The organism is Actinomycetospora chibensis (assembly GCF_028737215.1).
GTDB lineage: Bacteria > Actinomycetota > Actinomycetes > Mycobacteriales > Pseudonocardiaceae > Actinomycetospora > Actinomycetospora chibensis.
The window spans coordinates 105,955-121,561 of sequence record NZ_JAQZAM010000003.1 but is presented as its reverse complement, the minus strand read 5'-3'; the positions used below and the strand labels follow the sequence as shown (position 1 = coordinate 121,561).

Sequence of the window (15,607 nt, the reverse complement as noted above, 5' to 3'; positions counted from 1 at the left end):
CGTGCCCGTCGTGTGGTCCGGGGCCCTCGGGACGCGCCGTCGATCTCGTCGGACCCCGTTGACCCCTCCGGCAGCGCGGAGGAGCGTGAAGGACGTGGTCCTCCTCGTGTCGCGCCGGCACGTCGATCTCGAGGGACGCCCGCGCGGGCTCGGGACGCGCTCCGCGGCCTGAGGTTCGCGGCGGCCACGCCCGCGGGGCAGGATCACCGCCGTGGCGAGGATGCGTGCCGTCGTGCTCGACGGGCCGGGTGACCTGACCGCGTTGCAGCTGCGCGACCTGACCGTCCCCGAGCCGGAGCCCGGGCAGGTCCTGATCTCCGTGAAGGCCTTCGGGCTCAACCGGTCCGAGCTGCACACCCGACTCGGCCTCGCCGAGGGCGTGACGTTCCCGCGGGTGCCCGGCATCGAGGCCACCGGGGTCGTCGCCGTCTGCCCGGGCGGCGAGTTCGTCCCCGGCCAGCAGGTCGTCGCGATGATGGGCGGGATGGGCCGCACGTTCGACGGCGGCTACGCCGAGTACACCTGTGTGCCGGCCGCCCAGGTCACCGCCTTCTACAGCGACCTCGACTGGCCCACGCTGGGCGCGGTCCCGGAGATGCTCCAGACCGCGCACGGGGCGCTCACCGACGGGCTCGACGTGCGGCCCGGCCAGTCGCTGCTCGTGCGCGGCGGGACGTCGTCGGTCGGCATGACCGCCGCGGTGCTCGCCCGGTCGCGGGGGCTCACCGTGCTCGCGACGACCCGCGACCTGGCGAAGGGTGACCGGCTTCGCGCGCTCGGGGTCGACCACGTGCTGGTCGACGACGGTGACGTCGCCCGCCAGGTGCGCGACCTCCTCGGTGACGGTGTCGACGTCGCGCTCGAGCTGGTGGGCACCCCGACCCTGCCCGACACCCTGCGCGCCACGCGCCGTCACGGCGTCGTCTGCTTCGCGGGGATGCTGTCGAACCGGTGGACGGTGCCGGACTTCTACCCCATCGAGTACCTGCCCCGCGGGGTCCGGCTCACCGCGTACGGCGGCGACGCGAGCGACCTGCCGGCCGCGGTCCTGCAGCAGTTCCTCGACGACGTCGCGGCGGGCCGCGCCACCGTTCCGCTCGGCCAGGTCTTCCCGCTCGAGCGCATCCGCGACGCCCACGCGATCATGGAGGCCGACCGAGCGACCGGGAAGCTCGTCGGGCTCCCCCGCATCCTGCGTTGGCGCTCGAGCCGCTGAGGGAACGCGCCGTTCGCTGCTTCCGGCGCAGCGAACGGCGCGTTCGTTTCGACGAGGCAGGCGACGTCAGCTGTACCAGGTCGGCTCGGGGAGCTCGTCGGTCAGCACGAACCGGCCGACCTCGCGGCGCTTGTACGCCACCGGGTCGTGCAGGGTGTGCGTCCGCACATTGCGCCAGAAGCGGTCGAAGCGCAACGAGGACGCCGTCGAACGGGCACCGGTGACCTCGAAGATGCCGCTCGTGATCTCGAGCGCCACCTCCGTGGCGCGCGCCTTGACGGCCGCGACGCGCACCTCGTGCTCGCCGCGCGCCCGCTCGGTCACCGCGTCGGGCTCGCGGTGGATCGGCAGTGCCTCCTGCGCGACCGCGTCCGCGAGCGCCTCCACCGCCCACAGCTTGGCCGTGTAGTCGCCGTAGAGGTCGATCACGTACGGCTCGTCGACCGCGCTGGACTGCCCGCCGTGCAGCCACGGCCGCGTCGTGGTGCGCGTGTACGCGGCGGCCTCGTCGAGCGCCCCGCGGGCGATGCCGAGGTAGAAGCTGACGAAGACCAGCTGGATCGTCGGCACGTTCAGCGTGTTGTAGACGCGTGGGGTGAAGACCTTGTCGCGGAACCCGGCGGCCTCCGCCCACGAGACGCGCACGCCGTCGAGCGTCACGCTGCCCGACTCGGTGAGGCGCTGACCGATGTTGTCCCAGTCGTCGTGGAACGTGATCGCCGGCTGCTCCGACGGCACGATCGCGAAGACGTGCGTCTCGGTGCCCTCGAGGACACCCTCGAGCACGGTCACGTCGGAGACCCGGCTGCCGGTCGAGAACGACTTGCGGCCGGTGAAGGTGATCTCGTCCCCCTCGTCGCGGATGACGACGTCCGCGTCGCGCGGGTTCACCGCGCCGCCGAAGAACCACCGCTGCTTCGTGGCCTCGGCCTCGACGTGGGCGATCTGCTCGGGGGTGCCCACCAGGCGCGCGGCCCAGAACCAGAGCAGGTGGTAGCCCAGGAGCTGGCCGATCGAGCCGTCGCCGGCGGCCACCTCCCGGATGACGCGGTAGGCGGTGGGCCACTCCTGCCCGCCGCCGCCGTGCTCGACGGGGCCGAGCAGCGTGACGAGCCCGGAGTCCTTGAGCAGGGCGACCTCGGCGTACGGCGTCTTCCCGGCGGCGTCACGCTCGGCGGCGTCGGCGGCCAGGACGGTGCGCACGAGGCGCGCCCGCTCGAGCCACTCGGGCTCGGTGCGCGGGGTGGGCAGGGTGCTGAAGTCGGGAGCGGTGGACGGGGTGCCGGTGAGCGTGCTGGTCACGGTTCTCCTCGGGCTACGCATGACGGGCTACGGGGTACGGGTGCGTCGGCGAGGAGGTCCGACAGGCCTGGGCGAACACCCGCCCGTGGTCGATGTGCCGGCGACGCGTGAACGGCGCCGGCGCGGACGACGGCGTCACCGCCGGGTGGGCAGCGGGTGGCGGCGCAGGTCGTCGCGCAGGCGCGCGAGCGTCGTCGCGACCTCGGCCGCGATGCGCTCGGCGTCGCGGTCCCAGTGCTCCGCGCCCGCGCCGTCGCGGGTCACCTCACGCCGGACGAGGCCGTCGAGGTCGGTCAGGAGCTCGGCGACAGCGGCGCCGCGAGGGGTGAAACGGGGGATGACGGTGGCCATGCGGGGTTCCTCCGGTGGACCTCGGCGGGCGCGGTGGGGGCGCACGGCGAGGAGGTGTGGACCAAGGCGAGCAGCGGCGCGTGACGACACAGGTCGTCGACCAGGCGCGTGCAGATGGCCCGGAAGGGCGTCATGTCGGCTCCGACGAGCAGGAGGGCGGCGCCCGGGGATCACCCGGGCGGTGCTCATGCGGTCAGGGTCGACAGGTCGCGGCGGAGGTCCGGCAGAGATCGACATGACGGCGCCACGCGTGCCACACGGTGGACGGCGCCTCGGTCACGGACAAGACGGTACGCACCGCCCACGCCCCGGCGCCACCACCGTGTGAGCGAGATCGGTCGGCTGCCACAGTGACGGTCATGAACGACGAACTGGTGCACCTCGAGGTCTCGGGCGGCACGGCGACGGTCACGCTCGACTCGCCGCGCAACCGCAACGCGCTCTCCGCGCAGGTCCGCCGGGAGCTCTCCGCCCACCTGGACACCGCGACCCTCGACGAGGCCGTGCGCGTGATCGTCCTGACGCACACCGGGCCCGTGTTCTGCTCGGGGATGGATCTGCGCGAGTCGCGCGGCGCGGGGTCGGACGACCAGGGCGTCAACGAGTTCCCCGCGATCCTCAGCACGCTCTGGACGTCGGACACGCCCGTCATCGCCCGGGTCGCGGGCCCGGCCCGCGCCGGCGGTGTCGGCCTCGTCGCCGCCTGCGACATCGCGGTGGCCGCGCGCGAGGCCACCTTCGCGTTCACCGAGGTGCGCGTCGGCGTCGTCCCCGCCGTGATCTCGTCGGTGGTGCTCCCCCGCCTGCTCCCCCGCGCCGGTAGCGAGCTGATGCTCACCGGCGAGACGTTCGACGCCACGCGCGCCGAGGCGGTCGGCCTGATCAACTCCGCGGTCGACGCCGACGGTCTCGACGCCGAGGTCGCCCGCTACGCCGACATGCTCGCCCGGGGCGGGCCCCGGGCCCTCGCGGCCACCAAGGCGCTCCTGCGCCGGGACCGCGGAGAGCACCTGCAGCAGGACCTCGAGGCGATGCTCGGGCTCTCGGCCGAGTTCTTCGCCTCCGAGGAGGGCCAGGAGGGCATGGCCGCGTTCGCGGAGAAGCGGGCGCCGTCCTGGGTGCCGGACCAACGCTGACCTCGTCAGACGAGGTTGAGGACGATCACCAGCACGAGCAGGGCCAGCAGCGTGGCCGTCACCCAGATCCGGGCGACCCGGCGGTCCATCTCAGGCCTCGGGCGCGGTCGTGGCCTCGGCGCGCCGCCGCTCCCGCCGCTCCTGGGCCTCCAGGCGCGCGGCCACCGAGCGCTCGACGACCGTGTCGATGATCGCCGCGGCGCCCCAGCACACCGGGCCCACCACGGCGACGACGAGGACGACCTGGACGGTGAAGTCGAGCTGGGTCAGCCACAGCTCGACGCCGTCCCACCAGGTCGCGACGGCACGCAGCACGGTCTCGACGGTACGCGGGAGGCCGTGGCCCCGGTCCGCCGCCCATCGGTCAGGGGGCGAGGAAGTCCTCCAGCAGGGGTGCCACGAGGTCGATGCGGCTGACCAGCTCGGTGTGCTTCGTCCGGGGCAGGACCGCGAGACCGGCGTCGGGGATCGCGTCGGCCATCGCCACGGCGGCGTCGACCCGGACGAAGTCGTGGTCGCCGACCATCACCAGCGTCGGCGCCGTGACGCGCCCGAGGTCGGCACGCGACCAGTTCTCCTCGGCAGTGACGATCGGGTCCAGCTTGGCCACGACGGTCTCGAAGCTGCTCAGCCCGTGGCGCTCGTACTCGGCGAACATCGCGCCGAACTCGGCCTCGGTGGGCATGCGGGTCGACGTCGCGTACTGCGTGGGGTCGTGGATCTCGGCGTGGTAGTCGTCCTTGCGCCGGTGCACGGCGCCGAGCACCAGGCGGTCGACGCGGTCGGGATGGTGCACCGCGGTCTCGAGGGCCACGAGCCCGCCCCAACTGAACCCGAGCACGTCGGCGCGCTCGAGACCGAGGTGGTCGAGCACGCCGACGACGTCGCCGGCCTGGTTGGCGAGGGTGATGTCACGCTCGATGTCGGCGGTGCGCCCGTGTCCCTGGAGCTCGATCGGGATCAGACGCCGCGACGGGGCCAGACGCGGCATCAGCGCGCCGAAGCTCAGGTCGAGCGTCATCATCCCGCCGTGGAGCAGCACCAGCGGCGTACCGGTGCCGTGGTCCTCGTAGTAGACGTCGATGCCGGGCAGCGGGGCGTACACGGGTCCTCCACGGGGTTTCGTCGGGGTCTCACCGATGGAACTGCTCCGTCACCCCGAACTCATCGGGCAGAACTCGCCCGGCAGGGGGCAACTCGTCCCGGATAGGTTGCGGGGCATGTTCGCGGTCTACGCCTCCGAGCCCAACGCCGACGACCCGATCGCCTCCCTCGTGGTGGGCGAGCGGCCCGATCCCGACGTCCCCGAGGGCTGGGTACGGGTCAAGGTCGAGGCGGCGAGCCTCAACATGCACGACCTCTGGACGCTGCGGGGCGTCGGGATCAAGTCCGACCAGTTCCCGATGATCCTCGGCTGTGACGGCGCCGGGACGCTCGACGACGGCACCCCCGTCGTCCTGCACTCGCTGATGGGCGACCCGGACTGGAAGGACGACGAGACCCTCGACCCGAAGCGCAAGATGCTCACCGAGTGGGCGCAGGGCAGCTTCGCCGACTACGTCGTCGTCCCGAAGCGCAACGCGCTCCCCCGCCCGGAGGGCATGACCGCCTCCACCGGCGCGGTCATGGGGACGGCCTGGCTCACCGCCTACCGGATGCTGTTCACCAAGTCGGGGCTGCGCGGCGGGCAGACGATGCTCGTGCAGGGCGCCTCCGGCGGCGTCTCGACGGCGCTGATCCAGCTCGGGCGCGCGGCCGGCATGCAGGTGTGGGTCACCGGGCGCTCCGACGAGAAGCGCGAGCTGGCCCTGCGGCTCGGCGCGCACCAGGTGTTCGAGTCGAACGCGAAGCTGCCGGGCAAGGTCCAGGCGGTGTTCGAGACCGTGGGTGAGGCCACCTGGAAGCACTCGCTGCGCTCGCTCGTCCCGGGCGGCACGATCGTCTGCTCCGGCGCGACCTCGGGCAACGCGCCCAGCGCCGACCTCGCCCAGGTCTTCTTCCTGCAGAAGAACGTCGTCGGCTCGACGATGGGCACGCTCGCCGAGCTCCGCGACCTGCTCGAGTTCGTCGCGGCCACCGGCATCGTCCCGGAGATCGGCCAGGAGATCCCGATGGCCGACGCGAAGGACGGGTTCCAGGCGATGCTCGACGGCGTCACGGCCGGCAAGATCGTCTTCACGCGCTGACCCCTACGTGAGTGATGTTCGGGGCTATAGCCCCGAACATCACTCACAGCACCTCAGGCGGAGAGCCGGCCCTCAGCGGGCGCGGACTCCGCGAGCTGGGTGAGGACGGCGCGGGCGAGGGCGTCGTTGGCCCGGAAGCTCAGCGCGTTGGTGTTCGGGCGGGTGAACGCCCCGGGCAGCCGGACGTTGGTGTGCGGCCCGATCGCGAAGCGGCACGGGTCGGGCCGCCCCTCGGCGTCGACGAGGCGGAAGTCCGAGGCGCGCACGCGGACGAGGCCGGTGTTGTGCAGGGTGACCGCGGCGCCCGAGTGCGCGACCGCCGCGTCGGCGGCGTGCACCGCCGGCGCGGAGTCGGTGTGCTCCTCGCGCAGGGTCTCCTCGTCGAGCAGGCCCTCGGCGTGCAGCCCGGCGAGCATCGGGTCGTCGCTGCGGCTCACGCTCGGGGAGGACAGGCGGGCCTCGACGAACGTCCGTGCGGTGACCGCGACGCGGTCCAGCGAGGCGCTCGTGGCCCGGAAGCCGCCGTCGACGGGGTCCACCTGCAGGCCCGCGCCGAGGAAGACGACGTAGCCCGCGCGCGAGAGCGCGAGCAGCTGGCGCAGCCGCGGCCCGGGCGGGCCGCTCGCCAGCGAGCTGAAGAAGTTCTGCCACCACGCGAGATCCTGGGCCCGCGAGCGCGGCGTCAGGGCCGGCGTGCCCGCGAGCTCCGCGACCTGCGCGAACACCGACAGCAGGCCGACGAACGCCCCGAGCTCGGCGGTGTAGCGGTCGTCGACGTGACGCGCGAGGTCGTCGAGCACGTACGACCGGAGGCGCTCCTGCAGGCTCGCGAGATCCGGCGCGCTGACGTCGTCGAGGGGACGGTCCATGCGCTCGAAGTCGAGGCGGTCGGACGGGTCGGGCACGAACCCGGCGACCAGTTCGTGCATCGCCGGCGTGTACCAGTCGAGCGCGGCGAAGCGCAGGGCGAAGTCGTCCCACACCCCGCGCACGCGGTCGGGGTGGCCGGCGAAGAGCTCGTGGTAGTACGCCCAGCCGACCTCCTTGGCCATGAGCGGCCACACGTCGCGCCGCAGGTCGACCGACCCGCGACGGACGAACCCGGCGATCTCGTCCGGGCCGAGGAACCGCGGCAGCGGAGGGCGCGGTCCGCGCAGCGCGTACTCGGTCTTGGCGTGGTACGGCACCCCTCGTCCCGATCCGACCTGCACGACGGGCTCGCGCCCGGACGGCTCGTAGTCGAGCGTGCCGTCGCCGCGGTCGTGGAAGCGGCCGCCGCGGCCCTCGAAGAGCAGGACCATGAGATCGATGAACGCGAGGCCCATCCCGCGCGCGATCACCGTCTCCCCCGCCGGGATGCGGTCGAGGTCGGAGTCGGTGGTCTGCTCGGGCGGGAAGTAGCGCAGGCCGTGCTCGTCGGCGTGCGCCGCGAGCGCGGCCTCGGCCTCGGTCGGCGCGGCGTCGAGGTGTCCCGAGGCGAGCACCAGCACGTCGGCGGGCAGCTCCGCAGGGATCTCGTCCGAGGCGCCGTCGAGCAGCACCACGTCCGGCGCGCCGCGGCGCAGGCCTACCGCCCGGGTGCGGTGGCGGTGCACCCGGACCTGCGGCGGGAGCGTGGCGAGCACCCGGCGCAGCACGAAGTCGAGGTAGTGGCTCTGCAGGCGCCGGGTGGCGAACGTGGCCGGCCCGAGCGCGCGCAACTCGTCGCCGACCGGCCCGTCCGGCACCGACTCGCCCTCGAGCTCGCCGTCGCGGACCGCCACGGCCCAGTCGTAGAGGGACGGACCGGGCACGATCGGGCCCTCACAGCGCACGCTGTCGTCGGTGAACATCGTGACGTCGGCGGCCATGGAGTTCATCCACAGCAGCGCCGACTGGTCCTCACGCCAGATGCGGCCCGCGCCGTCCGGGTAGGGGTCGACGAGGTGGACGTCGAGATCCTCGACGAACTCGGGTGCGCTCGCCGCGAGGCGTTCGAGCACACCGGTCCCGCGAGGCCCGCCCCCGACGATCACCACCGACCGCGTCATGACGCTCCCTCCGCGTGCTTCCACGGTAGGTCGGCGCCCGGAGCCCGGCCACTTCGCGCTCCGCGCTTGTGAGCGCTTGCACGTGCCTGCGCACGCGCACGCGCAAGCGCTCAGCCTCAGCGGCGGGGGCGGCTCGGGCGCGAGGACGGGCTGGCCGCCTCGGCACCCGACGCGCGGCGCAGGCCCATCGGGCGACCGGCGACGCGGGCGCGCTGCAGGCGCTTGACCACGTGCCCCGGCACATCGGCCGGGAGCTCGACCAGCGTGTGGTCGGGCCGGATGTCGATGTGACCGATGTGCTGGGAATCGAGGCCGGCCTCGTTGGCGATGGCGCCGACGATCGCACCGGGACGCACCCGCTGGTTGTGGCCGACATCGATCCGGTACGTGTCGGTGCCCGAGCCGACGGTCCACTCGGGCGCCTTGCCGCTGCGGCCCTGGCCGCGGTCCGGCTTGCCGCCACCCTCGCGGGGGCTGCGCTTCTCGCCGCGGGGCGGCGCGACGGGCAGGTCCTCGACGAGCAGGGGCTTGGTGCCCTGCACCATCTTGGCCAGCGCGGCGGCCAGCTCGAGGGGGTCGGCGCCGGTCTCGGCGACGTAGTCGCCGACGATGCCGCGGAAGACGTCGAGCGGGTCGCCGCCGGTGACGGTGCCGTCGAGCGTGCCGGTGATGCGCTCGGCGAAGCGGCGCTTGCGCACCGCGTTCACCTCGTCGGTGCCCGGCACCGACATCTCCTCGGCCTTCTGCTTCGTGGCCGACTCGATCATGCGCATCGTGCGGATCTGGCCGCGGGTGACGAACGAGATCGCCTCGCCGCTGCGCCCGGCCCGCCCGGTGCGCCCGATGCGGTGCACGTAGGACTCCGAGTCCGGCGGCAGGTCGTGGTTGACGACCAGCGAGATCCGGTCGACGTCGAGCCCGCGGGCGGCGACGTCGGTGGCGACGAGGACGTCGATCTCACCGGAGCGCAGACCGTTGATGGTCTTCTCGCGCTGCGGCTGCGACAGGTCGCCGGAGATCGCCACCGCCGAGAACCCGCGCCGGTTGAGGGCGTCGGTGACGTCGGTGGTGTTCTGGCGGGTGCGCACGAAGACCAGCGCGGCGTCGAAGTCCTCGACCTGCAGGATGCGCGCCAGCGCGTCCGCCTTCTGCCGCTCGGGCAGCACGACGTAGCGCTGACGGGTGTTGATGCCCGTCTGCGTCTTCGACTTGATCGACACCTCGGCCGGCGAGTTCAGGTGCCGGCGCGAGACCTCGCGGATCGCGCCGGGCATGGTCGCCGAGAACAGCGCCACCTGACGCTCGGTGGGCAGCAGCTCGAAGATGGCCTCGACCTCTTCGAGGAAGCCCATCTGCAGCATCTCGTCGGCCTCGTCGAGCACGAAGTGCGCGACGCCGGACAGGTCGAGGGTGCGCTTCTCGAGGTGGTCGGCGATGCGGCCGGGGGTGCCGACGACGATCTGGCCGCCGCGGCGCAGCCCGTGCAGCTGCGGGCCGTAGGGGGCGCCGCCGTAGAGCTGGACGACGTTGAGCCCGGGCACGCCGGCGCCGAGGCGCTCGATGGCCTCGGCGACCTGGATCGCGAGCTCGCGGGTGGGCGTGAGGACGAGGGCCTGCACGCGCCGCTGCGCGGGGTCGATCGCCGAGAGCATCGGCAGCGCGAACGCGGCGGTCTTGCCGGTGCCGGTCTGCGCGAGGCCGAGTACGTCGCGGCCCGACAGCAGCAGCGGGATGGTCTCGGTCTGGATCGGGGTCGGGGTGTCGAACCCGGACTCGACCAGGGTGGGGAGCAGGCGCTCCGCGACACCGAGCGCGGCGAACCCGGTGGCGGGCTCGTCGAGGGTGGCGTCGTCGGCGACGTCGTCAGTGGCGTCCTCGGGCGCATCGACGGCCGGCTCCTCGGAGCCGGTGTCGTCGGGGGTGTCGGTGACGGGGGCCTCGTCGGCGGACGTCGCGTCCGCGGGGCTCTCGTCGGTGGAGTGGGAGATCACGTCGACGAGCTCGACGTCGTGATCGGACAGGACAGCAGCGTTGGTCACAGATCTCTTTCAGGAAGGGTACGGCGGACACGTGAGCTGTCCGCGGACCCGGTGACACGCAGAGTCCTTCCCAGGCCGACAGCTCGGCGTTGGTAACCACTCTACGCGAGCGGTTGTTCCCCGCCGATCACGGGCGCCGTCGGGACTACTTCTTCTTGGCCTTGTCCACCGCGTTCTGGTCGGTCGACAGCGCCGCGACGAAGGCCTCCTGCGGGACGTCGACACGGCCGATCGTCTTCATCCGCTTCTTGCCCTCCTTCTGCTTCTCGAGCAGCTTGCGCTTGCGGGTGATGTCCCCGCCGTAGCACTTGGAGAGCACGTCCTTGCGGATCGCGCGGATCGTCTCGCGCGCGATGATCTTCGCGCCGATGGCGGCCTGGATCGGCACCTCGAACTGCTGGCGCGGGATGAGCTCGCGCAGCTTCGTGGCCATCGAGTTGCCGTAGGCGTAGGCGGCGTCCCGGTGCACGATCGCCGAGAACGCGTCCACCGGCTCGCCCTGCAGCAGGATGTCGACCTTCACCAGGTCGGCGGCCTGCTCGCCGGCGGGCTCGTAGTTCAGCGACGCGTAGCCGCGGGTGCGCGACTTCAGGATGTCGAAGAAGTCGAAGATGATCTCGGCGAGCGGCATCGTGTAGCGCAGCTCGACGCGGCTGTCGGACAGGTAGTCCATGCCCTCGAGCTGGCCGCGTCGCGACTGGCAGAGCTCCATGATCGGGCCGACGAAGTCCGACGGCGCCAGCACCGAGACCTTGGTGATCGGCTCGAAGATCGTCGCGACCTTGCCCTCGGGCCAGTCCGCGGGGTTGGTCACCTCGACCTCGGAGCCGTCGTCCAGCTCGAGGCGGTAGACGGTGTTGGGCGCGGTGGAGATCAGCTCGAGCCCGTACTCGCGCTCGAGGCGGTCGCGGGTGATCTCCAGGTGCAGCAGGCCGAGGAAGCCGCAGCGGAAGCCGAAGCCCAGCGCGGCAGACGTCTCGGGCTCGTAGGACAGGGCGGCGTCGTTGAGGCGCAGGCGGTCGAGCGCGTCGCGCAGCAGCGGGTAGTCGGTGCCGTCGATCGGATAGAGCCCGGAGTAGACCATCGGCTGCGGGTCGCGGTAGCCGCCGAGCGGTTCCGTCGCGCCCTTGCGCTCCCACGTGACGGTGTCGCCGACCCGGGACTGGCGGACGTCCTTCACGCCGGTCATGAGGTAGCCGACCTCACCGACGCCGAGGCCCTGGCAGGGCTTCTGGTCCGGCGAGATGATCCCGACCTCGAGCAGCTCGTGCACCGCGTTGGTGGACATCATGCGGATGCGCTCGCGCGGGGTGATCTTGCCGTCGACGACGCGGATGTAGGTGACGACGCCGCGGTAGGTGTCGTAGACCGAGTCGAAGATCATCGCGCGGGCCGGCGCGTCGGCGTCGCCCACCGGCGCGGGCACCCGCTGGACGACCGAGTCGAGCACCGCGGGGACGCCGTCACCGGTCTTGGCGCTGATGCGCAGGATGCTGTCAGGGTCGCAGCCGATGAGGTGGGCGATCTCGGCGGCGTAGCGCTCGGGGTCGGCGGCCGGCAGGTCGATCTTGTTGAGCACCGGGATGATCTCGAGGTCGTGCTCCATGGCCAGGTAGAGGTTGGCCAGGGTCTGCGCCTCGATGCCCTGCGCGGCGTCGACCAGCAGGATCGCGCCCTCGCACGCCGCGAGCGAGCGGCTGACCTCGTAGGTGAAGTCGACGTGGCCCGGGGTGTCGATGAGGTGCAGCACGTGGTCGCGCATCTCGCCGTCCGGGCCGGCGGCGCACCAGGGCAGGCGCACGTTCTGCGCCTTGATCGTGATGCCGCGCTCGCGCTCGATGTCCATGCGGTCGAGGTACTGGGCGCGGTAGGCCCGGTCCCCCAGCACGCCGGTCATCTGCAGCATGCGGTCGGCCAGCGTCGACTTGCCGTGGTCGATGTGGGCGATGATGCAGAAGTTGCGGATACGGTCCGGCGGCGTGAACGTCTCGTCGGCGTAGCCCTTCGTGCCCGGCCGTCCGGGGTTGCTCGCGGACTGCTGGGTGGTCTGGGTCAACGGGATCCTCACGTCTCGCACGGTCGGGCTCACCCACCATCGTCCCATGACGCTGCTGCGGGGCCGGTCGGCGGAGCGTCGGGGTGAGGTTGGTAATCTGGGCGGCACTGCGTGGTGCGGTCGAGCGCCCCCGCGCGCTCCCGTGCACAGAACTCCGACGGACGAAGGTTCGAACACCCCGTGGCGAACATCAAGCAGCAGGTCAAGCGCAACCGCAAGAACGAGGAAGCGCGCCAGAAGAACAAGGCGGTCAAGTCGCGCATCAAGACCGCGATCCGCCGCTACCGCGAGGCCACCGAGGCCGGCGACGTCGACCTCGCCGGCGAGCGCCGCCGCGAGGCCGGCCGACTGCTCGACAAGGCCGTCAGCAAGGGCGTCATCCACAAGAACCAGGCGGCGAACAAGAAGTCGCGCATGGCCCACCGCGCCGAGCGCTTCTCGGTGGACGCCAAGGCGGGCAAGACCCCGGCCTGAGCCACCCACACGTCACACGGCCCGTCCCCGGTTCGCCGGGGGCGGGCCGTTGTGGTGGGTCCGACATGTCAGCGAAGTGCCGTCGCTGACGTTCAGTGTCCGTAGACGCACTTCGATCACCGCCGCCGAGGTTCAGCGGAGCGGTCAGCGCCGCGAGCTCCCGCGGGCCGCGAGGACCTGCTCGACCGCGTACTCCAGGGCGTAGGCCGGGTCGGCGGCGGCGCCCTTGACGTTCGCGTTGAGGTCGGCCACCACGCCCATTGCCCGCGTGAGCCCCTCGTCACCCCAACCCCGACCCTGGCCCTGGGCCTTGCGCACCTTCCACGGCGGCATCTTGAGCGACGACGCCATGGCGTACGGGTCGCCGCGCCCGGCGGCGTTGACGCGCGCCACGGTGCGCACGGCATCGGCGAGGGCGTCGGCCAGCAGCACGTGCGGCACGCCGGTCTCCAGCGCCCAGCGCAGCGACTCGAGCGCCGCCGTCCGGTCCCCCGTGATCGCCCGCTCCGCGACCGCGAACCCCGTGACCTCGGCGCGGCCCCGGTGGAACGCCCGCACGGCGTCGGCGTCGACCTGACCGCCCGAGTCCGACACGAGCTGGGAGGCGGCCGCGGCGAGCTCGCGCAGATCCGAGCCGACGGCGTCCATGAGCAGCCCGAGCGCGTCGCCGGTCATCCGCCCACCGGCCTGGCGGACCTCGCTGCGCACGAAGTCGGCCCGCTGGTCGTCGGAGAGCCCCGCCGCCGAGGCCTCCGTGGCGCCGGCGCCGCGCAGGCCCTCCAGCAGCGCGTCGCCCTTGGCCCCGCCACCGCCCTTGCCGCCCTTCGTTGGCTTGCGGCCCTTGCCGCCGCCCTTGGGAGGGCCGCGGTGCACGACGACGAGCGTCACGCCGTCGCTCGGGGCGCGGGCGTAGTCGAGCAGCAGCGTCGTGACCTCGGCGCTCGCGTCGTGCGCGTTCTCGATCACGACGACCCGCGACTCGGCGAACAGCGACGGGCTGACCAGCTCGCCCAGCACGCCCGCGGTGATCTCGCCGACGGGGAGGTGGGCCACCTCGACCGCGGGGTCGGCCTCGCGGGCCGCGGTGATCGCCCGCGCGACGGCCCGCTCGACCAGCAGCGACTCGTCGCCGACGACGAGGTGCAGCGGCGCGGTGACCTCGGGCGCGCTCGTGGGGCTCACGGACCGATCGTGTCACGGGGGTCCGACGGCCCCGGGCCGTGCCGTCGTGAGGGCTGTCGCGAGGGTTGTCGTGAGCGACGTCTCCCCTAGGCGCGCTCGGTGGTCGAGGTGTGACTCGTGCCGTAATGTGCTCCGCCGGGCGTCCAGGGGACGCTCGACAACCGAATACGGCTCATCCAGAGGGGTAGAGGGAACGGCCCGACGACACCCCGGCAACCGGCGCAGCGCGCTCCGCACGCAGCGATCACGGTGCCAATTCCGACCCGTTCGCGGGGAAGATGAGGAAGGATTTTCCTTTCATGACGCTCACCGCCCAGCCGACGACGACCACGTCGTTCGATCTCGGCCCGGCCACCGCACTCGCCTGTCGCGCCTGCGGTCACCGCATGGACCTCGCCGCCGAGTTCGCCTGCCCGCAGTGCTTCGGGCCCCTCGAGATCGCCTACGACTTCGGCACCGTCACTCGCGAGGACATCGAGCGCGGCCCCCGCAGCATCTGGCGCTACAGGTCGCTGCTGCCGGTGCCCACCACCGTCGAGTCGCACCCGAACATGGACCCGGGATGCACGCGCCTGCTGCGCGCCGACCGCCTCGGTGCCGAGCTCGGCATCCGCAACCTGTGGGTCAAGGACGACACCGGCAACCCGACGCACTCCTTCAAGGACCGTGTCGTCGCCGTCGCCCTCGCCGCCGCCCGGGAGCTGGGCTTCACCACGCTCGCCTGCCCGTCGACCGGCAACCTCGCCAACGCCACCGCCGCCGCGGCGGCCCGCGCCGGCTGGGACTCGGTCGTGCTGATCCCCGCGTCGCTCGAGCGCGCCAAGATCCTCATGACCGCGGTCTACGACACCAACCTGCTGGCCTGCGAGGGCACGTACGACGACGTCAACCGCCTGGCCACGGAGCTCGCCTTCGACCAGGAGGACTGGGCGTTCGTCAACGTCAACGTCCGGCCCTACTACGCCGAGGGCTCGAAGACCCTCGGCTACGAGGTGGCCGAGCAGCTGGGCTGGCGCATCCCGGCGCAGACGGTCATCCCGATCGCCTCGGGCTCGCAGCTGACCAAGGTCGACAAGGCCTACGGCGAGCTGATCTCGCTCGGGCTCGTCGACGACGCCGAGTACAAGGTGTTCGGCGCCCAGGCCGCCGGCTGCTCGCCGGTGTCCACCGCGTTCCGCGAGGGCACCGACGTCGTCCGCCCGCAGAAGCCGGACACGATCGCCCGGTCCCTGGCCATCGGGAACCCCGCCGACGGGCCGTACGTGCTCGACGCCGTCCGCCGCTGCGGCGGCTCGATCTCGGACGTCACCGACGAAGAGGTCCGCGACGGCATCCGGCTGCTCGCCCGCACCGAGGGCGTGTTCGCCGAGACCGCCGGCGGCGTCACCGTGGCCAACGCCAGGAAGATGGTGGAGTCCGGCGACCTCGACCCGGACGCCGACACCGTCCTGCTCATCACCGGCGACGGCCTCAAGACCCTCGACGCCATCGAGCACCAGGTGGGCCCGAAGGCGACGATCCCGGCGACGTCGAAGGCGGTCCGCGAGGCGCTGGGGCTCTGAGCCGGCTCCGCGAGGGGCACGCTGCGCAGCACCGGCGGGCCTGACCGCCTGCCGGACGTGCCCCTCGCGCCGA

General features: G+C 72.6%; 13 protein-coding genes and 1 riboswitch. Of the genes, 5 read left to right on the top strand and 8 right to left on the bottom strand.

The features are described 5' to 3' along the window. The first annotated feature begins 220 nt into the window (after window positions 1–220). On the top strand, window positions 221–1,216 hold the full coding sequence (locus PH189_RS05195) for a zinc-binding alcohol dehydrogenase family protein (RefSeq protein ID WP_274188005.1): 996 nt from the start codon (window positions 221–223) through the stop codon (window positions 1,214–1,216). Window positions 1,217–1,282: 66 nt separating this feature from the next. Here PH189_RS05195 and PH189_RS05190 read toward each other — a convergent pair whose 3' ends face one another. Further along, on the bottom strand, window positions 1,283–2,518 hold the full coding sequence (locus PH189_RS05190) for an acyl-CoA dehydrogenase family protein (protein WP_378014919.1): 1,236 nt from the start codon (window positions 2,516–2,518) through the stop codon (window positions 1,283–1,285). A gap of 135 nt (window positions 2,519–2,653) precedes the next feature. Continuing rightward, entirely contained in the window at window positions 2,654–2,869 is a 216-nt protein-coding gene (locus PH189_RS05185; protein ID WP_274187693.1) for a hypothetical protein, read from the bottom strand. A 359-nt stretch (window positions 2,870–3,228) separates the two neighbouring features. Between PH189_RS05185 and PH189_RS05180 the strand changes: the two genes are divergently transcribed. After that, window positions 3,229–4,005 (top strand): enoyl-CoA hydratase-related protein, encoded by a 777-nt coding sequence (locus PH189_RS05180; RefSeq protein ID WP_274187692.1) that lies wholly within the window; start codon window positions 3,229–3,231, stop codon window positions 4,003–4,005. Between the two features lie 90 nt (window positions 4,006–4,095). Here PH189_RS05180 and PH189_RS05175 read toward each other — a convergent pair whose 3' ends face one another. Both PH189_RS05175 and PH189_RS05170 read right to left on the bottom strand, forming a co-directional pair. Continuing rightward, a complete protein-coding gene (locus PH189_RS05175) occupies window positions 4,096–4,320 on the bottom strand; it encodes a hypothetical protein (RefSeq protein ID WP_274187691.1) in 225 nt (74 codons plus the stop codon). A gap of 49 nt (window positions 4,321–4,369) precedes the next feature. Beyond that, window positions 4,370–5,110 carry an alpha/beta fold hydrolase gene (locus PH189_RS05170; RefSeq protein ID WP_274187690.1) on the bottom strand — a complete coding sequence of 247 codons (741 nt, stop codon included), beginning with the start codon at window positions 5,108–5,110 and terminating at the stop codon, window positions 4,370–4,372. A gap of 115 nt (window positions 5,111–5,225) precedes the next feature. On the opposite strand from PH189_RS05170, the gene PH189_RS05165 reads away from it, so the two are divergent. After that, window positions 5,226–6,191, top strand: coding sequence for a quinone oxidoreductase family protein (locus PH189_RS05165; protein ID WP_274188003.1), 966 nt, complete (start codon window positions 5,226–5,228; stop codon window positions 6,189–6,191). Window positions 6,192–6,244: 53 nt separating this feature from the next. Here the strand turns inward: PH189_RS05165 and PH189_RS05160 are convergent, their stop codons facing one another. From PH189_RS05160 to lepA, 3 genes are all read right to left on the bottom strand, one after another. Further along, on the bottom strand, window positions 6,245–8,221 hold the full coding sequence (locus tag PH189_RS05160) for an FAD/NAD(P)-binding protein (RefSeq protein WP_274187689.1): 1,977 nt from the start codon (window positions 8,219–8,221) through the stop codon (window positions 6,245–6,247). Between the two features lie 116 nt (window positions 8,222–8,337). Beyond that, the gene (locus tag PH189_RS05155) at window positions 8,338–10,260 is read right to left on the bottom strand and encodes a DEAD/DEAH box helicase (RefSeq protein ID WP_274187688.1); all 1,923 of its coding nucleotides are present in this window, start codon (window positions 10,258–10,260) and stop codon (window positions 8,338–8,340) included. Window positions 10,261–10,405: 145 nt separating this feature from the next. Continuing rightward, the gene (gene lepA / locus PH189_RS05150; protein ID WP_274188002.1) at window positions 10,406–12,316 is read right to left on the bottom strand and encodes a translation elongation factor 4; all 1,911 of its coding nucleotides are present in this window, start codon (window positions 12,314–12,316) and stop codon (window positions 10,406–10,408) included. 180 nt (window positions 12,317–12,496) lie between these two features. Here lepA and rpsT point away from each other — a divergent pair, with 180 nt between their 5' ends. Next, on the top strand, window positions 12,497–12,790 hold the full coding sequence (gene rpsT, locus PH189_RS05145) for a 30S ribosomal protein S20 (RefSeq protein WP_274187687.1): 294 nt from the start codon (window positions 12,497–12,499) through the stop codon (window positions 12,788–12,790). 144 nt (window positions 12,791–12,934) lie between these two features. On the opposite strand, the gene holA is transcribed toward rpsT, so the two are convergent. After that, window positions 12,935–13,972, bottom strand: coding sequence for a DNA polymerase III subunit delta (gene holA / locus PH189_RS05140; RefSeq protein WP_274187686.1), 1,038 nt, complete (start codon window positions 13,970–13,972; stop codon window positions 12,935–12,937). Window positions 13,973–14,141: 169 nt separating this feature from the next. Continuing rightward, a riboswitch (SAM riboswitch) is annotated at window positions 14,142–14,257 on the top strand. 14 nt (window positions 14,258–14,271) lie between these two features. Between holA and thrC the strand changes: the two genes are divergently transcribed. After that, window positions 14,272–15,534, top strand: coding sequence for a threonine synthase (gene thrC / locus PH189_RS05135; protein WP_274187685.1), 1,263 nt, complete (start codon window positions 14,272–14,274; stop codon window positions 15,532–15,534). Window positions 15,535–15,607 lie beyond the last annotated feature (73 nt).